Genomic DNA, 24,446 nt, shown 5'->3' with positions numbered 1-24,446 from the left:
GGAGATGTTTGGAGCCTACGTTTATGAGAAGTCATCAGCGGAGTATGAGAAAAATGTACTGCTGATAGATGTTGATGGGCTTGAAGAGAAAACTGAATACAGTGCTTACTTCTCCAATCAGGGATTTTTGATAGTGCGTTATGAGAATGATCTGATTTATAGATCAAAGATCGAAGGCCGTGTTAAGAGCGGACTTGAAAAGATTTTGCTGATTGCCAGACCGGGGATTTATATTCCCTACGATGTACAGAAATGCTTCCGCACGACGAACATCAGTATTGCTGAGATGTTTCCGAAACTGAATGCTTCTGCGGTAAAGGAAGATCCGGATTTGGATTATGATCTGCTTACGATGGCCTATCGGAAGAACTTCTCTGATCTGAGTTCTTATAAAGCGACAAAGGACTTCATCAGGGATTCGGTTCGTGATAAGGCTAATGTTAAGAAGTATATTGACAATCTTTGCGGTGAGCTGGAGACAGCAGTAGGTAATGCAAAGAATTACCGGGACTGGTTTTCTGTTTCAGAAAAGAAGGCATCTATCCATGTACTGGCTGAACAGTATGGTATCACTGTTGACATAGAAGACTTATGCCGGCCGTTCATTGATTTTATCTTGAAGGGCTTTGGAAAACTGTCTGCGGAAATGGCAGGAGATACACCAGTGCTTGTGAGCAGGGCAATGGACTACATGAATGATCACAGCAAGAAGTTTCTGATCATTGTTATGGATGGTATGTCGGAATTTGACTGGAAGATACTCTCCAGGTCTTTTGACGGAATCCGTTATGATCATTCGCATGCTATGGCGATGATTCCAACAGTAACATCTGTTTCGAGACAATGCTTGCTTTCCAATAAATTTCCGGTAGAACTGGAATGTCCTTGGAGCCAGAGCAAAGAAAAGAAAGAGTTTATAGACTGTGCGAAAAGCCTGGGATATGCTGAGGCACAAATTGGATACGAAAGAGGATATGATGCTGATTTCGGACCAGCGGTATCTTGTGCTGCTATTATCATCAATGATGTAGACGATATGGTGCATGGACAGCTTCAAGGCCGCACAGGAATGTATAACGATATATCATTGCTTATGAAGCAGGGAAAACTTATCGGAACGGTACGAAGGATGCTTAAAGCTGGATTTGATGTTTACATCAGTGCCGATCATGGTAATACACCATGTACAGGTATGGGTAAGCTTATGAAATCCGGTGTAGAGACTGAGACTAAGAGCCACAGGATGGTGGTGTTGAAGGACTTTGCAGATAAGGATGCTATTCTTGAGAAGTATCCGGGGCTTATCGAGTATCCAAAGTATTATCTAGATAAGCAGTTTGATTATCTTATCTGTGGCATCGGTGGCTCCTTTGATGCGAAGGGAGAAGAGGTTATGAATCACGGCGGGATTACGATTGATGAAGTGATTGTGCCGTTCATTAAGATAAAGGCGGTGGACAATAATGGCTAAAATGGTAGGTTATGCGTGCAGTATACGATTATCATGGCTAAATGAAGCGGTAAGAATGCTGAAGGAAGAACTTCCTGAGGCTGATTATAAAGAGAAAATGAATGAGTATCTGTCTTATGAGATCGACAGTCCGACCAGGCTGCGTAAGACAAGAGAGATTCTGATGAATGTGTGGTATTATCCATCAGAAGAACTGGATCCTGTGAGGAAAGATGCCTTGGAGGTATTGGCAGAGTATCCTGACTGTTCTGAGCCGATACAGTATCTGATGCTTTGCCTTACATACCCGGTGTTTAAAGATGTATGCAAGATCATGGCTAAACTGTTTGATTTCCAAGATGAGATTACAAATCCGGCGCTTAAACAAAAACTATATGATGCCTGGGGAGAGCGCGGAACGCTTGAAGCAACGACAAGAAGAATAACGCTTACACTGAAAGAAATGAATATTCTGAGGAATGAAACGAAGACAAGATATATTCTTCATAAGATACCGATAACAAATGACAAAGTGTTGGATTTCGTTATTGCTCAAGGAATGAAGCTTGATGGCAGCAGTTATTATTCGTATACGGAACTGGAACATCTGAACATACTGTTCCCGTTTGAGTATTCTGTAAAGAAGGAACTGCTCATGCAGAGTGAGAAATATACGATGAGCGGATTCGGCGGGGAAGTGGCATTCACTTTAAAATGAAAAATTTTAAAGCATTATAATATAAACGTTTTGAAAACACTAGTAGAACACTTTAACATTTTCATTTTGATTAAATCTATTATTGTTTGTAGTACTTGAGATTTACCTTTAAAAATCATTACAGGAGGCAATTTATGGCAGATTTTCAATACGAAATAGTTGAAAAACTCGGTATCCTATCAACAAGTTCGAAAGGGTGGACTAAGGAACTCAATAAAATCTCGTGGAATGGAGCAGAAGCAAAGTATGATATCAGGGAATGGGCACCGGAACATGAGAAAATGGGAAAAGGCGTGACTTTGACAGAGGAAGAATCAAGAATTCTTAAAGAGTTATTGTAATAATATTGGGAGTTAGGAGGCATGGATAATACCTTTAGAATATCGATTCCGACTGACAAAGACGGATATGTTTTGCTGCAATGTCCTTTATGTTGCTGTCATTTTAAACTTAATATCTCAGATATAGAAAGCATAAGCGAAATATTTTGTCCAGGGTGTGGCATGAAATCTGATTCTTACATAACAAATGAAGTCATTGAACTTGCTCAAGCTAAAGTTATTAATCAGTTCGAAGAAGAAATATACTCTATATTCAAAGGGATTGAGAAAAAAACTCGTGGCAAAATGATTTCTATAAAAGCAGGTGAAAAGCCAAAACCATCTCCTGAAAAACCAATACGAAATAAAGTAGAAGCTATGGATATAGCTTATTTTACGTGCTGTGATAAAACATGCAAGGTAAAGAACATTAGAAAGATGATGGGATGTTATTGTCCTTTTTGTGGGGTAAAGGAATATGAGCTTTGAAATCAAGGACTTAAAAAAGCTAATGTATGACTTTAATAGGGTTTCAGAACGCCTGATGCATACAGATTTTGCAGATTTTATGCAAAATTTAAGTAGATTTATTTCTTTTATTGATGATAGAGCGTTAATCAAAAAGTATATAGAAGACGCTGGTTCACCTACTATAAATATTAAAGATGAAATAAATGAGGTTTCCAATAACAGAGGAGTTTTTGATGTAGGTGATGATGAAAATAGCGAAGTAGCAAATATCTACTGTATATTACACTACATTTTGGATAACAATATAAATTATCATTCATTGATTTTTTTGGGTTATTCACATGGTAGTACTAAATGGCAGGATATGATAGATGGATTTAATAGTCGTGTAACAATGCTCTTGATATCAAATATTGAGGGATATCTAACAGGACTGGGGTATGAAATGGGATTAGATCAACAAGCAAAGAATATATATAATAACTTCAATGCGCCTATAAATAATATGGGGATTCAGCAAGGAGATAACAATATAATGAATAACTATAATGAAAGTATAGATTACGATAACTTGCAATCGGCCTTATCTGAAATTGTAAAATATAAAAGTTCTTTTGATTCTGAATTTGGAAGTGATGGTAAAATTATTAGTGATAAACTTGATCAATTAGTTGAATTAGTCAAGAAAAAAGAAAATCCAGGTTTAATTAAAACATTAGTAGATGATATTCGAGGAATTGTAATTGCGGCTGGGGGTAATCTATTGTCAGCAGGCATTATTGGATTATTACCACAGCTATAAGGTAGTGATATGAAAGGAATTATTTTAGAGCTCCAAACCAATGCTTTAGATGAACAAATTACTGTTGAAGAGCTATTACGTAAGGCATATTTAGTTGCACGTAAACTACAATTGAAAGAATTCCAAAAGTGGATAGAAGATGAGCAGAATGGATATGCAGGAAAGAGAGTGCCAGATTTTAGATATATACATGGAAGCTATAAGGCTCTTAATCCTGCTATAGGGTGGATACCATTAATGTTATCGCCGAAATTTGAGGATTTGATTTCAAAAATGCCCATAGATTATCCAATTTCTCAGATTCAAAATCTATATAATAAAAATGATGGAACAATATCATTTACGCCTAATGCAAAAATACAACAATTATTGAATCAAAGTATAGATTTTCCTATTGATATGGCATTTAGTTATCAAGCTAATAGTAGCGAATTATATAGAATCCTTAGCACAGTTAGAAATAAAATACTTGAATGGGCAATTCTCCTCGAAGAAAATGGAATTGTTGGACTAGAATTATCTTTTTCTGATAAAGAAAAAGAAACGGCTCGCAATAGTGAAGGAATTATTCAATACACAAATAATTTTTTCGGAACTATAGATGAAGCGAACTTTTCACAATGATTAAAGGAGACTTAAGTAAAGAAATAATAAAATAGCAATTATTTCCTGTTAAAGTTAATCAATTTTTTGAAAGCTATAATATTTTTTAACCGGTATTCGCAGAAATACCGGTTTTTTAGTGCATATTTAACGATATTCTCTGACATATCATCATATATATTTGTTAAATATAACTTATATTGATTACTATAAAGCAATTATAATTGACACATAAAGCGTATAATGTTCAATAATATACTTACAAATCATTAAAGTTATAACTTTTGCTAGCAAAAATGTGCAAAATCAACAAAGTTACAACTTTTAAAACGCATTTGAAACGGCGTTATGCACAATTTCTTGTTGACAAAAATTATGCTTGGGCTTATCATCAAGCCATCAAATGTTGGTGCACACAACATAACCTGATCAGATATCGGATCACATAAGTGCGATTATGTAGAAATCGCAGAAGGAGCAAAATCATGTTAGATAAAGATGCTGTTCTTAGAATGGTTAAGTTGTATACAAATATTCGAAATGAAATTGGTCAGGATGATTATCTCGAATTGATTTCCGGATTAGATAAAAATGAAGTTTGCGAAGTAATGCAGATTCTTGATGAAAACCATATTACTGTGACAGAGGATTCAATTGAGAAAGAGAGATCATCATATGTATATCTCAATGATAACTGCAAACTCACCAATGAAGAAATATGTGTTATATACCAACAGGGAGACAAGTCAATGCTCATAGCTCTTTGTAAGAACAATGAAAAACTTGTTCATAAGATCGCTTTTAGAGTAATGAAGGAATATAATCCTGAGTCCTTGACTGAAGAAGACCTTTTTGTAGAAGGAAAACAGGGACTAATTAGGGCCGCTCAGATGTTTAAATCAGACATGGGATGTAAGTTTTCGACATACGCCTGCTGGTGGATCAGACAATATATCACAAGAGAAGTGATGAATAACGGTTATTTCATGAGACTCCCAGTACATATGTTCGAAAAAATAATCCGTATTAATAGAGTACGTAAATCTCTAAGAAACCCGACAGTCAGTGACATTCAGTTAAAGCTTCTTACAAATTATGGAATTGACTATAGCCTTGAGGAACTAAGAAAACTTCTTATGTACGCTGACCAATATCTTAAGACTTCAAGTCTTAACAAAGTGATTGGTCAGGATGATAAAGATACGGAAATTATCGAATTCATTCCATCAACAGTCAATGTTGAAGATGAGGTAATGCAGACTGTCATGGCTGAGGAGATAGATAAGGTTTTATCTACTCTAACAGACCGAGAAAGCACAATTATCCGTATGAGATATGGAATCGGAAATTATGATCCAATGACTCTTGAAGACATCGGAAAAATATATCATTTAACACGTGAGAGGATACGTCAGATTGAAGTAAAAACACTCAGAAAACTTCGAAATATCTGTAAAAAAAATAGATTGGAGGATCTTTTAAGTGCTTAACTACAGAGAAAAAATCAGAAGAACAATTGAAAATAGAAATGATACATTATCACTTTTTGTACTTAAGGGATTTGATATGGAAGTCTGTGGTTTCCATAAAGCGAATCTTACCAGAGTAATTGACAATAAAATCAGATACTTCATGGAAGTTGCAATGAAACCCGAAAAGGTAATGTCTTTTGAGGAATTTGTATGCCTATATGACATGTCTCTTGCTCAATATAAGAGCATTATCATTCTTGAAAATCCGGAATTTTCAGAGCTTTATCCTCTTAACGTGAACCTGAATGAAGATGTGAAGAATTCACTTCTTACGAGCTTTGATGAAGATGTCAATTCAACAGCAGAGCTTATAGATATCAAGCTTATGGATGAGTATCTTAATATTTTCAGCAACTTCATTAATACTGAGGATGGCATCAGATGCTCTTATAACATAAATAGCGAGTATCTTAAGAATGAGAAGATTTTAAGGATCACTATAGGTGAAGCGCCCGAGAAGGAAACGTTGGATATCGGCAAAAAATATGATTACGATGAAGTCATTTCCTATCCAGAAGTAAGGGAATACATGTCAACGTACTGGGGTTATGATTCCTTCCGTGACTTCAGGATCTATGATATGGATGCTCTTGAGCTTGGAGAAAAGAAAGTAATAAGTATTTCGCAGGAAAAGATCATCGGTGACATGATCACTCAGGCAGAAGCATGTGTTAAAGGTACTCAATCAAGAGATATTTTTGTTACAGCCCCTACCGGTGCAGGAAAGTCACTTATGTTCCAGCTGCCGGCCATGTATCTCGCAGATAAGTACAACCTTGTAACAATAGTGATCACACCGCTCATTGGCCTCATGAATGACCAGGTTCAGGCTCTAAATAGAAAGGGATATTTTGCAGCAAGGACCATCAATTCAGATATTTCTCCCATTGTTAAAGAGGAAATCCTTAATGAAGTGTCAGAAGGAAGATGTCACATCCTATATCTTTCTCCGGAATCTCTTCTCAGTAGGAGTGATATCACTCAGCTTATCGGTTCACGCCGTATAGGAATGATAATCGTAGATGAGGCTCATATCGTTACCACCTGGGGAAAACAGTTCCGTCCTGATTACTGGTATCTTGGAGATTTCATTAGTAAGCTAAGAGCAAAGCAGTCAAAAGCGCCGGAAAATCCGATGTCCTTTGTCATTGCATCCTTCACTGCCACAGCAATTTATGGTGGGCATGAAGATATGTACACAGAGACACTGAACAGTCTTCATATGATCGATCCGATATCATATCTGGGTTATCTTAAGAGAGATAATCTTTCTATAGAAATTAGTGAAGTTGAAGCGATAAAGAAAAAGACTGAGTACGAGCTTGATAAATTTGACGCTCTTATAGAAATGATCAGAACTACCATAATGAGAGATCAGAAGACACTTATCTATTTTCCAACTGTTGCTCTTATAGACAGATTCTATTCATATTGTGCCAGCAAAAATCTTAAAGATTTTGTTGCGAAATATCATGGGCAGATGTCATCGGATCAGAAGAATGAAAACTTCCAGGATTATCTTACTGGAAAAAAGCTTATAATGATCGCTACAAAGGCATTTGGAATGGGTATAGATATCCCTGATATCGCAGTAGTTTCTCATTTTGCCCCAACCGGTAATGTATGTGACTATATGCAGGAGATAGGTCGCGCGGCAAGGGACAAGAAAATTGAAGGTCATGCCATCTATAAGCATATGAGTAATGACTTTCAGCATATCAACAGGCTTCATGGTCTCAATTGTATTAGTAAGGGACAGCTCGTGGAAGTGCAGAGGAAGATTCTTGAGTTATTTGAAACACAGAGATACAGTGACAGAAAAAATCTTCACTGTAAGAAGAGAAATGAAATGCTTATAGATACAGACAGCTTTTCATATATCTTTGATAGCCCTATGAGCGATGACAATGAGCTTGTCAATAAGGTAAAAACAGCAATGCTCCTTATACAAAAGGATTATGAAAATAGAGGACTTCGTCCATTTTCAATGCGTCCGATTCCGATTTTTGCATATGGATTTTTAAGTATGGAGCCTATTGTGCAAAACGCATTGAATCATAAATTCGGTGGAGTTGTCAGTCTTAAGGATAAAGCTCTTAACATCTGTGAAGTTAATCTCAAAAAAATATGGGAGTCATCTTACCAGGATAAGATGTCATTTCCGAAGTTCAAGTATATGCTCTATAGCGGAAGTAAAGATCTAGAAATAAATAAAACTTATAAGTTCAATACTGCAATGGCGATAGACATAAATTTTGAAGATGGTGCTGCAAATACATTTGAGAAAACATTTTCAGGGATCAAAGAAGCCATCAACACATCAGTAAGAAACAATATATATACATCTGAAGATGACATGGCAAAAATTTTATCAAAAACATCTGGAATAAGCCTGTTTAAGGCTGAAAATATAATTCGTGTTGTAGTAGCTGCGGTAACATCATTTGGCAAGACAATTTCAAAAGGCATGAACTCAAGAATATATGAGGTTAAAAGATTAAATGACAATACATCAAAATACCTCTTTAATCCAGCATCAAGAAGCTTTCTTTCATGGATAGAAAAGGAATTTAAGATCATTGTAAGTGAAACCAAGGACGGTACGATGTATGTGGTAAATAATGATAAGAACAATAAGACAAAAGAGATCCTAACAGCTCTTGGAATACTCGAGTCCTTCGGAGTTCTCAGATTCAAATCTCTTGGAGGAACAAACAGCCAAATATATATCTACGTGAATGAGACAAAAAATCTTAGGATTGTTAGAGAAAAGCCTGAGATGTATAAAAATAGACTTCTTGAAACTGTCTCTGAGAGACACAAGGAATCTGTGAAAATGCTTAGTTATATTTTCCAAGGTAAATTCAAGAGTGATGAAGTTTGGGAACTGCTTGAAAACTATTTTCTTGGAATATTGCCTGAAGAACTAAGATGACGTACTTGGATTTCGGGTGGCAGGACGATTTGGCTGATTACTACTTTACAGTTAGCGTTATTAATAGTGTTTTAATTGATTTTAAAGCAAAAAGATTTGATTTAACAGTAACAGATGGAAAGGAGAATCATGACCTACATATTTGTTGATTTTGAGATGGAGTATATCGATAAAAAATATCGGAATATTCCAGGAGTTTGTGTCAAGGAGATAATTGAAATAGGTGCAGTAAAGCTGGACGAACAGTTTCAGGAGATTGACAGGTTTAAGGTATATGTAAAACCTAAGTATTGTTTAGGAATCACAGCAAAAATAAGGTCTCTCACCGGAATAACTAATTCAAAGATTGTCGGAGCAAAGTCATTTGAAGTTTCTTTCCGTGAATTCGTTTCTTGGTGTTATGAAGGTTCGGACGACGAAATCAATATTTTTGATTGGAGCGGTACAGATCTGTTTCAGGCAAGAAGTGAAGCTGCATTTAAACTAAAGGCGGTGGGGCATGAGGTAAACAATTTATTTACTCATTGGTATGATTTTCAGAAGGATTATTGCAGTTTCTTTCCAGGTAAAAAAGTCATGTCTCTAGAACATGCGCTTAACTACATTGGCATGAGTTTTGAAGGACGACCTCATGATGCATTGAATGATGCACATAATACAGCAAGACTCTATACTGAGACGAAGACAACCGACGTCAATGCCATAAGAAATAAGATAGATTCTATAGCTGGAAAACAAAATAAGCTATCTAATTCTATGGGGGCCTTGTTTGACTTCAGTGCATTCTCAGCACAGCTAGCTATTGCCTGACTGCAAAAATTAAACATTGTCTGTGTAATACATCTATACAAAACGAATCATCAATATTCATCAGGCAACGTAAAAAAATCTTTATTCTTAGTCTCAATTGGTTTAAACCTAGCTTTTGCATGATCAAGTCTAAGATTTTCAAAGTTCTGGCTGTCCCAACCTTCTTAAAATCATTCTGACTTGTTTACTGACATATCATGTATTCCCTGTTTAATTTATGAATATGTATTATATGCTCACAAAAATTCTTATGTGGGTGTGTTAATTGTTGGCTTTAAATTCAAAATAAAATAATTGTAACTGATGTAATAAATATATTAATTAATATCGAGGTAAAAAAATGAGCGAATTAAAATGTCCACATTGCGGAAAAGTATTTACAGTTGATGAGAGTGATTATGCTGCAATTTTACAGCAGGTACACTCAAAAGAATTTGAGCGTGAAGTTGAGAAACGCATTGAAGAGAGACTTGGCCAGGTAAGGGCTGAAGAGGAGCTTAAGGTGGCTCAGGCTATCGCTAATGAGCGAAAGAAGTTGGAGAAAGATATTGATAAGGTGAAGGATCAGCTCCTTAAGGCCAGGGAGGAACGCCAGAAATTGGTAGGACAGCTTGAGATGGCTGAGACCCAGAAGAAGCTGGAGATTACAGAAGCCACATCTAAGCTGGAGATTGCTAATCAAAAGCAGAAAAATGATTATGAGTCTAAGCTACAGCTTCAGAAATCACAGTATGAAGGAGAACTTCAGCAGGCTCAGACACAGATTGATTTCTATAAGGATCTGAAGGCAAAAATGAGCACTAAGATGATAGGAGAATCTCTTGAAGTTCATTGCCAGACTCAGTTTGATCAGATTCGTTCTACTGCATTTAGAAATGCATATTTTGAAAAGGACAATGATGCCCGTACTGGCAGCAAGGGTGACTTTATCTTCCGTGATTATTCCGATGATGGAGTTGAGTATCTCTCTATCATGTTCGAAATGAAGAATGAGATGGAAACTACAGCTACAAAGCATAGGAACGAGGATTTCTTTAAGGAACTTGATAAGGACCGTAAAGAGAAAGGCTGCGAATATGCAGTACTTGTATCTATGCTGGAATCCGACAATGAACTGTATAACCAGGGAATTGTAGATGTATCTCATAAGTATGAGAAGATGTATGTTATCAGACCACAGTTTTTCATTCCGCTTATTTCACTGTTGAAGAATACTTCCCTTAATGCACTTCAGTATAAGCAGGAATTATTATCTGTCAGGGAGCAGAATCTTGATATTACTCATTTTGAGGAAGATCTTGCAACCTTTAAGACCGGATTTGCGAGAAACTATGAGCTGGCAAGCCGTAAGTTTAAGGATGCAATCGATGAGATTGATAAATCTATTCAGCATCTGCAGAAGATTAAGGATGCCTTGACATCGTCTGAGAACAATCTGCGACTCGCAAATAATAAGGCGGATGATCTGACGATAAAGAAATTGACTAAGAATAATCCAACTATGCGAGCCAGGTTTGAGGAAGCAGGCGCTAAGTTCAGCTAAAAAAAGCCTATATAAGAATGATTACGATTGTAGATTAACATACGGAGAAAGAATAATGAGCAGGACTATAACTGAATTAACAAATTTATCAGGAGCTGTATATGTTTACGTTCCTAAGAGAGACATCGAAAAGAAGTTTCTTGAGGATGCGGAAAGAGAAGGCTTTTCTTTTGGCAATGGGTTCAAGCCTACAAGAAGCCTTGGAAATGATATTTACAGGATCATGGAGGATATGACCATGTGCCATGTGAACTTCTTTGGTCATGCGGCACACGACAACAAAAATATCGGATCTGTGGATGATCGTCACTACATAGACTATGCCAGGTATGTAGCCGGTAAAGATGATTATGATGATTTTAGAGAAGCTAATGTGAATGCAAAATCGGTGTTGTACTAAAAGTACTGATGGTGATGGGAGGTAAATGTAATGATAGTTAAGACTGGAATTGCGGAAGATCATATTTTATTTTTAGTAGATGTTTTTAAAGGTGATTTAGATAATATTATCTCAAGAACATCTTTTGAAACCTTTCAGGAGTTCTATCGCTTTATAACAGAAGAGAAATTTGAAGATACAGAGGGGCTGAACTGCTGTTTGACTATAAGTTATGGCGATGGATTACGCATGACTAATGCATTTGAAAACTCATATTCCTTTAAAAATGGAAAGATCGATCTTGGCAATCTTTTTATAACTTTAAATAGCTTTGTTGAAGTTATAGAGGAATGCGGTGGTGTAGACATTGGCCTGATAAAATCCGAAAGAGTTATTTCTCAGGGACTTTATGAGCTGAAAAACACTGAGGATTATAGGAAACTTCAGAAGATCAGATTGGATTTGAATGAAAGAAAAAGAGTATGCCGCGGATGTTTTGAGTCACTGGAAAAGTGCACGTGCAAAGAGCCGGATCTCGGAGTAACGATTATAGACCAGGATTTTCAACCTTTTTTAAAAACACTCGGAAATACATGTTATGATGACGAAGAAACAGAGTTCCTTCAGCAGTGGAGATTTGAGTATACAGATGCCAAGGCGGTGTGGGATGGAAAAAAAGCCAGAGGCGATTATACAATTAGTTTTAGATGTCAGACATATCCTGAGCTTCCAGGGTTTGAATCTTTTCCGGTTAGTGATTCCATAGAGAATGATGAAGATGGTCTTTTTAAGATACACTGTGAAGGAGATACAGTAGCTGAGTACGAATTGGATAAGGCTAAAAAATTCAAGCTGTTCAATGACTGGGCTAAAGAGTTTAAGGAAAAAAGAGAAGTAGATCCTTACTCTTTGGAAGAGAATAAAGATAAAAAGACAATATACGATCTAGACAAATATATGTATGTATGTCCTCACTGTTTTGCTGAAAGGAGAGAGTGCGTCTGTGATGATAATAAGAATTGTATAGAGATAGATCGCAACATCTATCCGGCAATAAGAAATTTGAACAGGGCAGGTTATCGTACTTCTTTCTGCTGTGAAGGACATAGTAAGGAAGATCCACACGGGAATATCAGATTTGCGCACTTCTATCACTTTGACAGCATCCCTGATTTTTGTACATATACCAATAATTGCTTCCTGAATTTCTATTATGAAGGAACTACCGATGAAGAGTTCGAAGCTGATAAGAAAAAGAAACTAGAAGAACTGATTGCCTGGTCAGAATCATTTTTGAAATAGTGACAGAAAAGGTGGGGTTGTTATTTCATTCAAGGCAATTTATCATTGTGTAATATATAAGCCCTAATACATTTTATAGAATAAAGGACCTATCATGGATATACAGAATAATAGATGTACCTACAATCTGGCAGACTTAATTCCTTCTGATGTAAATTTGTCCAGCGAAAGCTATGGACAACAATACGACATCATATCTAAAGTAGCTTATCTTATTGGGGTTCCGAAAAAGATCTTCGAAAATGAAAATGAGCCTCCTAAGATAGAAATATACAATAAGCTGAATCAGGAAAAGAAGGCTCGTATCATCCGAAATCTATGCAGTCTCAGAACTCAGCTTGAGAGGAGTTTTCTAAAGATATGCCAGGGAATACAGCGTGAAGGCAGAAGCATTATTGGAATGCCGGAGTATATTTCATCAAGTACTCTACAGCAGCTTTCTGAAGATGGTATAGATATATACAAGAATCTGAAAGAGCCGACACCTTTCCTGATAAACATTAACCAGAACATCAAGAGCAGGATCAATAATTGCAGGGATCTGTTTCCGGATTGGCTTGAATGGAAATATCTCTCGGATATTTTCATTATGCCGGATGGACTTAGTGAGGCCGGAACAAAGAAGGCGGCTGAGTTCTATTATACGAACTTTATGTACTACCCTTATCAGCAGTATATCAACTGGCCGGCGGAGGATGAGGGAAATATTCTTTATTGTGACGGAAAGTTTGTACCGCTTTTGTATTCGTGGAACAATGATGAATTTGTGGATATGAGCCTGGTGTCTGATGTCAGTGACAGGACAAAGGGCAATATTTATAAGTTCATCGAAGAGAGTAGCAGGTGTATCTTCATCGTTGATTGTGAGAATTCCGATCCCTACAGGTTATGCGCTGCAGTGAAGAATCTTGATGCCGAGAGATTGTCTAAAATAGAAAAGATCATACTTTTTGATGATGTACATGCTGCTTCAGCATGGGAAATGCTGAGTTCATATGTGAAGATCCCAGTGGAGTATATTCTGATAGAGAGGCTTAAGGATAATAAGTCTCTTGCGGATGTTAAGGTTGCTGCCAGAACTGCAAAAGAGTTTTATTCCAATGATGTTGATTCATTCGTTTTGGTATCAAGTGATTCTGACTACTGGGGGCTTTTGGAGGAACTTCCGGAAGCGAATTTTCTTGTTATGGTTGAGCATGAGAAGTGCAGTTATGCTTTGAAGGAAGCTTTAATACAGCATGGGATATTCTATTGTTACATTGATGATTTCTATTCTGGGGATGGCGAAGGAATCAAAATGGAAGCACTGCAACGGGAGTTGTCAAGAGCAGTCAAGGCATCACTTGACCTAAACTTACATCACCTAATGGGTGAGGTACTTGATCGGACAAGGATCAGGATGACTAAGTCAGATATAGAGAATTTTATTAATAGGAAGGTTAAGAATAGCCTACGGCTTGAGATTTCTGAGGATGGGGATGTCGAGATAGAGTATAGGGTAAAGAAATAACTGCATTGACTAAAAAAAGCAGGTGTACAGCTTCGGCTTACACCTGCTTTTTCAGGATTTTCTGACCATACTGATCTTTAAATATTTCAATTATATCCATACCACCAAAAAGTTACATACTTTGAATTATCAGATTTATTAGAATCGAGGGTCTTTCACGGCGAACTGCGTATTCCGCTCCATCGGGAAATTGATTCCGCTCAAAACGGGATGACTATTTCCGCCCGTTCGGGAAGCATTTCCGCACTAAACGGGAAACATTTTATATATGCTATAGTTCTTTTCGTAGTTAAAAATTTATTACGAAAGGAGCTATGATTATGCATGACTACAACACAATTGTTGGCGTTATCAGCCTTCGAAACGATAAGGTTTCCTATCCGGTAATACGTCAACGCTATGGCATTGGTAACAGTGGCATAGACCTAATCATGAACCGGTACAAAGAATCCGGTTTATCCTGGGAAGACTTCCTAAAACTGGAACCTTCACAGGTGGAGGAACTTATTTATCCTCCGAAAAATATCAGGAAGGTTGATATTCCTATGCCTGATTTTGAACTCTACTACGAAAGGATGATGACTAAAGGCAGCCGGGTAAACATGTTTTACTGCTGGCTTGATTACAAAAGCGAACATCCGAATGGATACCAGAGTTCACAGTTCTATGAATACTTTAATCGATTCATAGAAAGGAATTACGGCGGCGACAAAGTTGCCATGGCTGTCGAACGTATTCCTGGCGAGAAGATGTACATCGACTGGGTTGGTGACCAGCCAAAACTTCTTGTTGATCCTCACACAGGTGAAATAAGAAAGGTTCATGTATTCACTACAACCCTTGGTGTAAGCAGTCTTGTTTATGCTGAATGTTTCCTTGATGAGAAGTTGCCAAGCTTCATGCAGGGAACCATTAATGCCATTACTTTTTACGATGCAGTGCCTCGGTATCTTGTACCAGACAACTGCAAAACTGCGGTTACTAAGCACACAAAGGATGAGCTCATATTAAACACCGCCTATCAGGACCTTGAAGAATTCTATAACGTAGTAATACTGCCTCCTCCGGCGCGTAAGCCAAAAGGTTATCGGCAAAAAAGTATTATCGGAAATCTCAGCCTGAAACATCATAAAGAGAAGCATTTCAGGCCGAGAAGCCGAAAAGATTTCCGATAACATTTCATCCAAGGCCACAGAAATGGAGTAGATATTCTTCTTTACCTTTCCATTTCTTTTCCGGAGTTGATACAGTATTACCGGCCGCATCCTTTTCAGGAAGAGCTTCTTGATCAACAGACCGAAGAGCTTCAGCCATTGCGTCATTGTCAGCGTGTGCGTAGATTGCAGTCGAATCGAGCGATGAATGGCCAAGGAAGTCTTTTATATATGAAATCGGAATACCAGCTTTATACATTGCCATTCCGATGCTGTGGCGAAACACATGACAATGCAGATTTTCTGGAAAAGATCCATCCATGGAATGAATCATTCTGGCATAACCTGCAAGGAAAGAATTCACCGCTCTTGGAGTCATCTTTGTATGTCTCCCATCATGCGTGGTATAAAACAGATAGTCAGAATTCTTCCCTTGCGGATGAAACTCAGCAAGGTAGGCATACAGATGAGGAACCACCTCTTCTGGCAATGGATTGTACCGCGTTTTATCACCTTTTCCGTGTAGACGGATCTGGACACTGGCACCGTTACGAATGATATCACCCAATGTCATGCTTACCAGTTCTTCGATCCTGCCTCCCGTTTCATAAGCGTGTATCATGAAATACTGGTTGCGTCTCCCGTTCCGGGTAGTCGTGTCCGGGGCAGCAAAAACTGTTTCAAGTTGATCCTGATTTAAGTATTCCAGCTTCGGCTCAATCTTACCCCTAAAACGGTGAATGGATTTTACCTTCAGATATAGTTCAGACAAGGCAACATCTTCATCGCTGCAGTAACGAAGGAACGCTTTGATTGCTGAAAGCCTGAGATTTATGGTATTTATGGCCTTTGATTGGCTGTCCCTCAGCCAGATACAATAGTCATATATCATTTCTTTCGTAAAGCAGTCAAAACTGACTTTGTCAAAAGGGATGCCTTTTTGCTCCCGGAGGTATTGGCGAAACTGATCTAATGAAACGGTATAGTTTTTCACGGTGGCTGGTGAAAACTTCCTTTGGATCGCCAGATATTTATGCAGGAAATCCCGAAGCATCTCATAAAAGTAGAGTTCTGATCGTTTAATCCGCATGTGGCACCTCCGGAAGTATAGCGGTATTCACTGACCGCATACGTGACTCGAATTCCGGATAGAAGGGCTCTGCCAATGTAAGATAGTAGTCCGTATCTGCAAAGTTGGAATGCCCAACAAACTCGCTCAGATAAGGATAAAGGGCATTCAGGTCGGCTTTCTCCATGACCCACTGGTTCAATCTGTAGACGCAGTAGGAATGACGAAAGTCGTGAACTCTCGGTGTGTTTCCCTTTGTAACAGATGCTTCGGGAAGTACATCCCAGAATTCGTGGAACCATAGGTCGAGAGTGGTTTTGCTGTAATAGTCTCCTTTGTGATTCGGGAAAAACGCCTCCCGCCCCGGTAGATATTTACTGATGATGCTGTTATAACGGCGTAGCAAATCCAACATATCCGCGCTGACATAAATGATACGGGCTTCCCACCCCTTAGATTTTCTGATAAAGATTTTTCCGGTTAACAGGTCTATATCAACTACACTCAGCAAGCGTGCTTCCGATGACCGGAGCCCGCATGTAAACAGCAGGCGGAAGATCACGGGGATCACATAGCAGCGATAAGGAGAAAAAGGAGATTTCCTGCACTGGTCTATAGAGGAAAAGAAAGCCTTCAGCTCTGCTTCTGTGAAGATATGTGCATCATAGTGTACCTGCTTATGGGGAACACCGCCCGGAATAATGTATGCAGGCTTTCCTGTTCCTGCAAGGTATTTCCCAAGCTGTCGCACAGGAGTCACTCTCCGAAGTAAAGTATTCGGATGTAGGCTTGAGCATTTATTAATCCAGGCATTACAGATATCTTTTGACAGTTCCTCGCTGTCTGGATAATTCTCTGCAATCATAGTGTCGAAGTAACCCAGTACCCTAGCTGAAGTAAGATATGGATACCCGGCGGCTCGTTTCTGGATGATAAATGCTTCCAAATCTGTACGAAGTTTACTGCGGAATACGGGATCAGCCATGGCATTCACCTTCTTCCCAGTATTTCTGCCCAATCAGAGAGAAACCGAGCGGACACTCACGGAGCATCTGTTCTTCCATTGACAGATAAGGTTTATCAGATTCTTTGGATATATGGCCAAGTGTATCTGTAATAACCTGATGTGGCACCTTCTTTAACAGAAGCTTGTGCGTCAATGTATACCGGCAAACGTGTGTACCGTGGCTATCACGGTTAACAGTCTTTATATCCGCCTTTTCAAACAGACGGGAACAAACCGTGTACATCGATTCGAGTTTTTTATGTGGGGCCTGTTGACGGACAAAGACAAATGGATAGTTTTTTGCAGCTGCTGGTCTTTCGTTCATGATGTAATCAATGATAGCATTGCCAACATCCTCCAACAACGGAAGACAGAGCGTCACGCCAGTCTTTTCCTGTTCCAGGACGATCTGATCATTCTTCCAGTCGATCTGACTGAAACGGAGGTTGCACACATCAATGTCACGTAACCCGAGGCGGAGCGCCAGGCGCATCATGGCTTTGTTGCGTAGTGGTGAGTTTTCCATTGCCTGGTAAAGATTATCTTCGTCTGAGGCAGTAATGTATGGCCGGAGATGCATGCTTCGACAGGCAGGTGTAAGAACCATTCCTGAGAAATCTGCAACCACAAATCCGGCAGAATGCAGATAGGAAAGGATCTGGCGTACGATGGGAAAAACAGTTCCGCGGCTGTTCAGGCTGAGCCTTTCGGAAAGGAAGACCAGCATGGATTGGATTTGCTCTGGCCCCATAGTATTAAGGCAGGAAACATTTCTGACGCCAAGTCCTTCTATCATGACCCGGAAGGAATAGTCATAAAGACTAATCGTTCTGTTTTCAAGGTTCTGTGTGCGCAAGAAGGTAAGGTATTGCTGCCGGAGAACTTCCAGCGTTTCTTCTTGACAGCATATTTTTCGGGACGTAAAAAGCTTCCACTTAAAGCATCCGGTATCAGCAACTTCAATCAGTACGAGAACTGCCCGGCGGCGAATCTTTCGCTTCCACTCATGAAGAAGTCCATCCCGGCTCTTTTGGTTTGTATCTTCAATGAATGAAATGCATTTGTTTCTCGCAAACATTGTATCGCCGCGGAGATACAGAGAGATATACAACTCTCTCCATGCCTGCATGTACTGCCAGTAGGTGGAGAATGACAGTTGAAGATACTTCATTTCCTGTTCTGCCTTGCGGATCAGATAACCCGTATCAAGGCTGCCGTCGGATATAGGGAACTCTACTGTATGATTGATCCGGTCAGCCTCTTCTGAAGAAAGAATTTCCGGCTCATTATAAAGTTTTCCTTCCGACGTAAATGCTTTTGTTCCGGATGCCTTGTCCACCAGACGAACCGCATGGAATAGCTGAAAGCGCAGATCCGGTGTTGTTGCTCTGGCGATATAAGAATCGTAAAGTTCTTGACAAGGTTCCTCGATTCCCTTTTCATCTGCGAAAGCAGCCAGTTTTTTCAGATAATTCTTGCGGGCTTCATATGTTGAAGGGGCAAGAAGCTGTTTCTGCTGTTCAAGGACAACGTTGACTATTTCTTGTAGTTTGCTCATTTCGGCACTCCTTTCTGCCGCAGAGATTATTGCGGTCAGAAAAAGGATATCAGTTGAGCAAACGAAGGAAAATGTTATCGGCAAAAATTCATTCGCAGATCTTCAAGTAACTGGACTTTACGCAGAGATTTCCGATAATACTTTTTTGCCGATAACCTTTTTTATCGGTAATTGCTGATAAAAAAGGCAAGCCATCTGTCGAGAACCATGTCAGATATCTTGAAACTCATCTGATTGAGAGGCTGAAAGAAGGTATTTATACTTCTCTGGAAGCACTCAATGATGCAACACAAAAAATAATAGCGGACATCAACAGACGCGAGTTTCAGAAAAAGATCGGTTCAAGAATGGATGCATACCTAAGGTATGACAAGCCGCAAATGAAAACGCTGCCAGGCGATAAGTATTCAACTTGCGACTACAAATACATCCTTAAGGTTCCTGATAACTATCATCTTGAGTATGATGGCCACTACTATTCTGTATTGTATACATATCGTGGACAGCCTGCAATCTTAAAGGCTACACCTACAGAGGTAATGATTTGTGATCGTAACAACCGCATTATATGCAAGCATAAGCGTTCGTACAAAGACTTTCCGAAATACATCACAGATGACAGTCATATGAAGCCTGAGCATCTTTACTATAAAGAGGTCAATGCACGTGATGGAGACTATTACCGCAGATGGGCATCAGCTTACGGTGAATGTACTGCTGAACTGATTGATCAGGTTCTGCGCTCCGCAAAGCATGAGGAACAGGCTTATAACAGTTGTGCAGGTATTCTTCATTCCTGCAAGGCTATACCGCATGGAATTGTTGAGGAAGCAGCTCGTAAGTGTATCGAAATGCACGCATGCAAGTATTCATACTTTAAGAGAGTCCTTGGAAACGTTGTAAACAACATCGATTCCGGTGGCGGAGGTAAATCACTTCCCAACCACGAAAACATCAGAGGAAAGGACTTCTATAAGTAAAGGTGAATATGAATGAAAACTAATAAACTAACCGCTGAAGAAATGGTCATTGCAGACCGTCTCAAGCAGATGAAAATGTCAGGCATGGCCGAAGCTTATGAGGAACAGCTGCTCAATCCAAACTCAGACCTGATAAGATTTCAAGACAGATTTTCCGCTATTATAAATTTCGAATGGGAACTTCGATTTAACAAGAAGTTTAATCGATTTTTGAAGAAAGCAACGCTTCGTTATCCCCAGGCATCCTTTGATGAAACCATCTATGAACCTGACAGGATGCTTGATACCGAAACGATCGAGCAGCTTTCTACATGCAAGTGGCTGGACGAAGGAAGGAACCTTCTCATAACTGGTGCAACAGGAGCAGGTAAATCATATATATCAAATGCGTTGTGTATTGCTGCAATTAGGCAGTTTAAAACTGTCAAATATATCAGGGCCAATACCATGATGAGCGAAATGGATCAAGCCAGGATTAAGGGAACATATCTTGATTACGTAAATCACATGGCAAAGCTTGATATGCTGGTTATTGATGACTTTGGGCTGATGGATTTGGATCTCGATAAGTGTCGTGACTTCTTTGAAGTCATCGACAGTAGGGATAATCAGAAATCCACCGTTATTGTTTCACAGTTACCGGTTAAATCCTGGTATGACTTATTTGCTGACAATACCTATGCTGATGCATGTCTTGACAGTATTATTCACAAGGCGTTCCGCCTTGAACTGAATGGGAAAAACATGCGTAATCCGGTATAACGATTAAAACTTACCGTTTGGAGCGGACAGCCTTCCCGCTGAAGCGTGCAGGCTGTTCCGTTCAAGCGGAATACGCACGGCGAACAATGTAAAAGCTGGATATCACTGGATTTTGATGGTTTTTCGCAATTATTAAATGTCTATAAACTTATTACAATTGTACATTTTTTTGTTTTGTGCACGAGTAGAATTAAGATATCGAAGCAAAAGACAGGTCGATATTTAAGAGGTGGGTGCTTCTATGGATGACAAAGATGAGTTATTTGATTTATTTGTGTTAAGTAATATGCACCGTCATTCAGGCGGATGCCTCACATGTTTGATCTTAATAATCATGCCCGTGGTACTGATCGTGGGCATTATCCAATCTATATGCTAAAGGTTTATAATTATGGATAAGAATTATAAGAGAAAAGAGTTCCTTAGACGGCTGGCTGCCTTGGTTGTAGTAATCACTATGTTTCTTCTGTACTTCAACATTTGTTCTTATTGCATAAAACAACAGGAAGAACAGAAAATAAGAGATAAGAAAATAGTTGACGTTCGCAGACAAAAAGAAAGGGAGAGCCTTAATTCGACAAGCGTAGTCATTAGCCTGGAAGAAACAGAATCTTCAGAAATTATTGAGACCAATATGGAGACCAGTGAATCGGGTGACACTGTAACAGTAGTTGAAGAAACCGAAGACTTTAAGCCACCGGTTTCTATCAGACACATGGTAGACAATTATAAGCCTTTATATTCATACTCCGACACATGGGGCAAGAAAAGCTCTTCGAAAAAACATAGAAGACAAGACTATATTGAGAACCTGGCAGAAGAATATATGGATGCTGAGGGACTGGATTATGATTCAGCGTATGAGGCGGCGGAAGAGGATTGACTCTTATCAGGAATTTATTGTCCTCATGCATTTAGGCTTGATTCCATCTAATTAATACTACGACAATGAGAGGTTTGAAAGAAGAATGAAAGAAGTATTGAATAAACTTGGTTTTGTGTTAAGTTCAGAAACTCTTCATGGGAATGAGTATAGTAAAGGTGATATGATAATATATATCTTACCTAGCAAAAAAACTAAATATCGTTCTTTCACCAGATGATAATAAATTTGTGCAAAATTGCAACAAGTACACAAGATATCATAGTACTGCTTTAAAGGCATTTCCAAAGGAAAAAAACAAAGGGGAAAAAGAGATTCATTATGGATTTCAGATTAAATTTGATGATTTAGACAGTTTTGAGTCTTGTCTGATGAATTACGTTAATTACAGGATGAACTTATATGAATAGTCTTTATACACGAGGTGAACGCAGATGCCGTTTAAGATAATAAGAAATGACATAACAAAGGTAAAGGCCGATATTATCGTGAACACGGCAAATCCGAAGCCCGTCATTGGATGCGGTACGGACAGTGCAATCTACAGTGCGGCAGGAGAACAAAAGCTGCTGGCCGAGCGTCAGAAGATAGGGGATATCGCTCTCGGCAAGGCAGCTGCAACTCCGGCATTTGAACTGTCTGCAAAGCATATTATTCATACCGTGGGACCTGCGTGGGTGGATGGAAATCATGGGGAACGTGACATACTCCGTTCCTGCTATGTGAGTTCCCTGGAGCTGGCATCAGAACTGCATACGGAGAGCATCGCTTTTCCACTGATTGCCATCGGGGTTTTACGGCTTTCCGAAAGATGAGGCTTTGAATATCGCTCTGGCAGAGATTGGCAGGTTCCTGCTCACACACGATATGAAGGTCATTCTAAGGAAGTACCTGGCGGATCGGGGTTGTTGATGAGTACACTAAGTGCTATATGAGAAAGTGAGCGTTGATATGACATATGAAGAAGCTAATGAAATAATAGATGAAAAACTACTTATAAAAAAAGAACCGTTCAATAAAATTAGTAAATATATCGAATCCTGCAAGGCTGTAGAAGACAGATATTATTTGTATACAAATTATGTTGAGAGATTGATTGATCTTTTCATATATGATTACATTTTTTATGGCAAAGCTCCTAAAATGTTTGATAAAACAGAGTATATTAAAGCACTAGAAAATTCTATCAATCATAAACCCTATAAAGATTACTGGTATAATTGTTTTTTAGAATTTCATAAGGGCAATAATGTAAAATGTTTGACTGAATTGAAAAAGTGGTTCTCTGATGATAACAATCCCTTCAAATCAAAAAAGATGGATGAAATAGATGCAATAGATATGTTTATTCGTCCTTTTAAAGAAGGTTTTCCAGAATTGTGGGAAGAGATATGTAATAATATCAAAACGATTCAAACTGAGAATGGAATTTTCGAACTGCTTGATATGTATAAACGGTTCTATACGTCTGAGTATGGAGAAGATAGTATTGAAATTCTAACTGATTTCACTGTGAGATATCCGGGTTTTGTTTCTCCGCATGAATTTCTCGGAACAGTATATTTTGATTTAAAGCATTGGAATAACAGTCTGGCGGAATTTGAAAAGGTAACTGAACTTGCTTGGTACATTTATAGAAAAGGCTATATACCTTTTATGATGGCTTATTCGTACGATAAAGTCAGGGATTATAAAGAAGCTGAAAAATATTATCAGTTATGCATTGAACGAAATACCGGTGATGAATTTGCCAAGAATAATTTAGCGTATCTCTTTATAAAACAGAAACGATTTTCTGAAGCGATTCCGCTTCTCGAAGAGTGTATATCTGAGAAAAGAGGTATGCCATATATTGCGAATAATTATGTTAGAGCACTCATTGGATTGGGAAGAAATAAAGACGCAAAGGAATTTGTTAAGAACACAGAATTTAGAATAGCTAAGGATATTAAAGAGAAGGTTAAAAAGCTTGATAATAAAAACTACAAGAAGGTTGAAACTAAGGTAGATATTATTAATGACAATAATGATATAGAAGAGGAAGAGCTGATCATAGACAAAAGAAATCCGGTGCCATTGTTCCAGTTTTCTACAGAAAAAATATTGGAAGATGAACTGACAGCAAGAATAGAAAACGGTAATCCTGTATTCGGGAAGAAGTTAAAAGTCTATAGACGAAAGGGGGATTATGGAAGACAATACCGGATTTTTGTTGATGGTCAAGTTGGTATATTTGATTTACTTTGTGAAGATGATATGGGGGACCTATACATCATAGAACTAAAGAAGGATTCTGGCTATGATGATGTATATGAACAAATCTCAAACTACCTCGATTGGATTAATAAAGAACCTAAGTTCAAGGGAAAGAAAGCACATGGAATTATATGTCTTAACTCACCTTCAAAAGAATTGATTAATAAGGTTCATGAAGATCCGAGGATGGAGATATATAACTACCAAATATCGTATAGTAAGCTATAAAGAGTAAAGAAAAGAGCAAATGGGAGTAAGTTTTAATGAAATGATTTTTTAGTGTTTGAGCTTTGCTTTATTATGGTTCTTATCGTGGCCTTTATTGGGATGCAAAGAAGAAATCAGTTGAAAAGATATATGCAGATTAGCATGGGGATGACTGAAACTGAGATGCTCTCTATTA

At 38.4% G+C, this 24,446-nt stretch carries 22 protein-coding genes; 19 read left to right on the top strand and 3 right to left on the bottom strand.

Annotated features, from left to right (window positions below):
* Nucleotides 1–4 precede the first annotated feature (4 nt).
* From T357_RS0111690 to T357_RS0111620, 14 genes are all read left to right on the top strand, one after another.
* A complete protein-coding gene (locus tag T357_RS0111690) occupies nt 5–1,471 on the top strand; it encodes a PglZ domain-containing protein (RefSeq protein WP_031552721.1) in 1,467 nt (488 codons plus the stop codon).
* Nucleotides 1,464–2,168, top strand: a complete 705-nt coding sequence (locus tag T357_RS20355; protein ID WP_049962402.1) for a hypothetical protein — start codon at nt 1,464–1,466, stop codon at nt 2,166–2,168. Before T357_RS0111690 ends, T357_RS20355 begins: the two co-directional genes overlap by 8 nt.
* A 134-nt stretch (nt 2,169–2,302) precedes the next feature.
* Entirely contained in the window at nt 2,303–2,509 is a 207-nt protein-coding gene (locus tag T357_RS0111680) for a YdbC family protein (RefSeq protein ID WP_031552715.1), read from the top strand.
* A gap of 21 nt (nt 2,510–2,530) precedes the next feature.
* Complete coding sequence (locus T357_RS0111675) at nt 2,531–2,977, top strand: anaerobic ribonucleoside triphosphate reductase (protein WP_031552712.1); 447 nt, start codon at nt 2,531–2,533, stop codon at nt 2,975–2,977.
* Nucleotides 2,967–3,761, top strand: a complete 795-nt coding sequence (locus T357_RS20350) for a hypothetical protein (protein ID WP_049962401.1) — start codon at nt 2,967–2,969, stop codon at nt 3,759–3,761. Before T357_RS0111675 ends, T357_RS20350 begins: the two co-directional genes overlap by 11 nt.
* A gap of 9 nt (nt 3,762–3,770) precedes the next feature.
* Complete coding sequence (locus T357_RS0111665; RefSeq protein WP_031552706.1) at nt 3,771–4,385, top strand: AbiTii domain-containing protein; 615 nt, start codon at nt 3,771–3,773, stop codon at nt 4,383–4,385.
* A gap of 464 nt (nt 4,386–4,849) precedes the next feature.
* Nucleotides 4,850–5,854, top strand: coding sequence for a sigma-70 family RNA polymerase sigma factor (locus T357_RS19300; protein ID WP_031552703.1), 1,005 nt, complete (start codon nt 4,850–4,852; stop codon nt 5,852–5,854).
* A complete protein-coding gene (locus T357_RS0111655; RefSeq protein ID WP_031552700.1) occupies nt 5,847–8,831 on the top strand; it encodes a DEAD/DEAH box helicase in 2,985 nt (994 codons plus the stop codon). Before T357_RS19300 ends, T357_RS0111655 begins: the two co-directional genes overlap by 8 nt.
* Nucleotides 8,832–8,960: 129 nt before the next feature.
* A complete protein-coding gene (locus T357_RS0111645; protein WP_049962400.1) occupies nt 8,961–9,641 on the top strand; it encodes a 3'-5' exonuclease in 681 nt (226 codons plus the stop codon).
* 340 nt (nt 9,642–9,981) lie between these two features.
* The gene (locus T357_RS0111640) at nt 9,982–11,184 is read left to right on the top strand and encodes a DUF2130 domain-containing protein (RefSeq protein WP_031552695.1); all 1,203 of its coding nucleotides are present in this window, start codon (nt 9,982–9,984) and stop codon (nt 11,182–11,184) included.
* 55 nt (nt 11,185–11,239) lie between these two features.
* A complete protein-coding gene (locus T357_RS0111635; protein WP_031552692.1) occupies nt 11,240–11,584 on the top strand; it encodes a hypothetical protein in 345 nt (114 codons plus the stop codon).
* 30 nt (nt 11,585–11,614) lie between these two features.
* On the top strand, nt 11,615–12,865 hold the full coding sequence (locus tag T357_RS0111630; RefSeq protein WP_031552689.1) for a hypothetical protein: 1,251 nt from the start codon (nt 11,615–11,617) through the stop codon (nt 12,863–12,865).
* A 94-nt stretch (nt 12,866–12,959) separates the two neighbouring features.
* Nucleotides 12,960–14,375 carry a PIN domain-containing protein gene (locus T357_RS0111625; protein WP_242840105.1) on the top strand — a complete coding sequence of 472 codons (1,416 nt, stop codon included), beginning with the start codon at nt 12,960–12,962 and terminating at the stop codon, nt 14,373–14,375.
* Between the two features lie 320 nt (nt 14,376–14,695).
* Entirely contained in the window at nt 14,696–15,550 is an 855-nt protein-coding gene (locus T357_RS0111620) for a transposase (RefSeq protein WP_197027341.1), read from the top strand.
* Between the two features lie 4 nt (nt 15,551–15,554).
* Here T357_RS0111620 and T357_RS0111615 read toward each other — a convergent pair whose 3' ends face one another.
* The 3 genes from T357_RS0111615 to T357_RS0111605 are packed head-to-tail and all read right to left on the bottom strand — an operon-like array spanning nt 15,555 to nt 19,162.
* Nucleotides 15,555–16,619, bottom strand: coding sequence for a tyrosine-type recombinase/integrase (locus T357_RS0111615; protein WP_242840104.1), 1,065 nt, complete (start codon nt 16,617–16,619; stop codon nt 15,555–15,557).
* Nucleotides 16,609–17,583 (bottom strand): tyrosine-type recombinase/integrase, encoded by a 975-nt coding sequence (locus tag T357_RS0111610; RefSeq protein WP_031552679.1) that lies wholly within the window; start codon nt 17,581–17,583, stop codon nt 16,609–16,611. The genes T357_RS0111615 and T357_RS0111610 overlap by 11 nt, the downstream gene beginning before the upstream one ends.
* A complete protein-coding gene (locus T357_RS0111605) occupies nt 17,576–19,162 on the bottom strand; it encodes a tyrosine-type recombinase/integrase (RefSeq protein ID WP_031552676.1) in 1,587 nt (528 codons plus the stop codon). The genes T357_RS0111610 and T357_RS0111605 overlap by 8 nt, the downstream gene beginning before the upstream one ends.
* Nucleotides 19,163–19,542: 380 nt before the next feature.
* Between T357_RS0111605 and T357_RS0111595 the strand changes: the two genes are divergently transcribed.
* The 5 genes from T357_RS0111595 (at nt 19,543) to T357_RS0111575 (ending at nt 24,271) form a co-directional block, all read left to right on the top strand.
* On the top strand, nt 19,543–20,142 hold the full coding sequence (locus T357_RS0111595; RefSeq protein WP_242840103.1) for a Mu transposase domain-containing protein: 600 nt from the start codon (nt 19,543–19,545) through the stop codon (nt 20,140–20,142).
* A 12-nt stretch (nt 20,143–20,154) separates the two neighbouring features.
* Nucleotides 20,155–20,904: an IS21-like element helper ATPase IstB gene (istB, locus tag T357_RS0111590; protein WP_031552671.1), complete on the top strand. Its 750-nt coding sequence runs from the start codon at nt 20,155–20,157 to the stop codon at nt 20,902–20,904.
* A gap of 391 nt (nt 20,905–21,295) precedes the next feature.
* A complete protein-coding gene (locus tag T357_RS0111585) occupies nt 21,296–21,787 on the top strand; it encodes a hypothetical protein (protein ID WP_031552669.1) in 492 nt (163 codons plus the stop codon).
* 434 nt (nt 21,788–22,221) lie between these two features.
* On the top strand, nt 22,222–22,602 hold the full coding sequence (locus tag T357_RS19295; protein WP_049962399.1) for a macro domain-containing protein: 381 nt from the start codon (nt 22,222–22,224) through the stop codon (nt 22,600–22,602).
* A 136-nt stretch (nt 22,603–22,738) separates the two neighbouring features.
* Entirely contained in the window at nt 22,739–24,271 is a 1,533-nt protein-coding gene (locus T357_RS0111575) for a tetratricopeptide repeat protein (RefSeq protein ID WP_155991400.1), read from the top strand.
* Nucleotides 24,272–24,446: the final 175 nt, after the last annotated feature.

Source organism: Oribacterium sp. FC2011, assembly GCF_000701645.1.
In the GTDB taxonomy this organism is placed as follows: domain Bacteria; phylum Bacillota; class Clostridia; order Lachnospirales; family Lachnospiraceae; genus Oribacterium.
The sequence above is the reverse complement of the archived record's forward strand: the minus strand, read 5'-3'. Positions and strand labels throughout refer to the sequence as shown.

Bases quoted from the DNA above. Each gene is read 5' to 3' on its own strand.
- T357_RS0111690 (WP_031552721.1), top strand. From the start codon at position 5: ATGTTTGGAGCCTACGTTTATGAGAAGTCATCAGCGGAGTATGAGAAA.
- T357_RS20355 (WP_049962402.1), top strand. From the start codon at position 1,464: ATGGCTAAAATGGTAGGTTATGCGTGCAGTATACGATTATCATGGCTA.
- T357_RS0111680 (WP_031552715.1), top strand. From the start codon at position 2,303: ATGGCAGATTTTCAATACGAAATAGTTGAAAAACTCGGTATCCTATCA.
- T357_RS0111675 (WP_031552712.1), top strand. From the start codon at position 2,531: ATGGATAATACCTTTAGAATATCGATTCCGACTGACAAAGACGGATAT.
- T357_RS20350 (WP_049962401.1), top strand. From the start codon at position 2,967: ATGAGCTTTGAAATCAAGGACTTAAAAAAGCTAATGTATGACTTTAAT.
- T357_RS0111665 (WP_031552706.1), top strand. From the start codon at position 3,771: ATGAAAGGAATTATTTTAGAGCTCCAAACCAATGCTTTAGATGAACAA.
- T357_RS19300 (WP_031552703.1), top strand. From the start codon at position 4,850: ATGTTAGATAAAGATGCTGTTCTTAGAATGGTTAAGTTGTATACAAAT.
- T357_RS0111645 (WP_049962400.1), top strand. From the start codon at position 8,961: ATGACCTACATATTTGTTGATTTTGAGATGGAGTATATCGATAAAAAA.
- T357_RS0111640 (WP_031552695.1), top strand. From the start codon at position 9,982: ATGAGCGAATTAAAATGTCCACATTGCGGAAAAGTATTTACAGTTGAT.
- T357_RS0111635 (WP_031552692.1), top strand. From the start codon at position 11,240: ATGAGCAGGACTATAACTGAATTAACAAATTTATCAGGAGCTGTATAT.
- T357_RS0111630 (WP_031552689.1), top strand. From the start codon at position 11,615: ATGATAGTTAAGACTGGAATTGCGGAAGATCATATTTTATTTTTAGTA.
- T357_RS0111625 (WP_242840105.1), top strand. From the start codon at position 12,960: ATGGATATACAGAATAATAGATGTACCTACAATCTGGCAGACTTAATT.
- T357_RS0111620 (WP_197027341.1), top strand. From the start codon at position 14,696: ATGCATGACTACAACACAATTGTTGGCGTTATCAGCCTTCGAAACGAT.
- T357_RS0111615 (WP_242840104.1), bottom strand. From the start codon at position 16,619: ATGCGGATTAAACGATCAGAACTCTACTTTTATGAGATGCTTCGGGAT.
- T357_RS0111610 (WP_031552679.1), bottom strand. From the start codon at position 17,583: ATGGCTGATCCCGTATTCCGCAGTAAACTTCGTACAGATTTGGAAGCA.
- T357_RS0111605 (WP_031552676.1), bottom strand. From the start codon at position 19,162: ATGAGCAAACTACAAGAAATAGTCAACGTTGTCCTTGAACAGCAGAAA.
- T357_RS0111595 (WP_242840103.1), top strand. From the start codon at position 19,543: ATGAAAACGCTGCCAGGCGATAAGTATTCAACTTGCGACTACAAATAC.
- istB (WP_031552671.1), top strand. From the start codon at position 20,155: ATGAAAACTAATAAACTAACCGCTGAAGAAATGGTCATTGCAGACCGT.
- T357_RS0111585 (WP_031552669.1), top strand. From the start codon at position 21,296: ATGGATAAGAATTATAAGAGAAAAGAGTTCCTTAGACGGCTGGCTGCC.
- T357_RS19295 (WP_049962399.1), top strand. From the start codon at position 22,222: ATGCCGTTTAAGATAATAAGAAATGACATAACAAAGGTAAAGGCCGAT.
- T357_RS0111575 (WP_155991400.1), top strand. From the start codon at position 22,739: ATGACATATGAAGAAGCTAATGAAATAATAGATGAAAAACTACTTATA.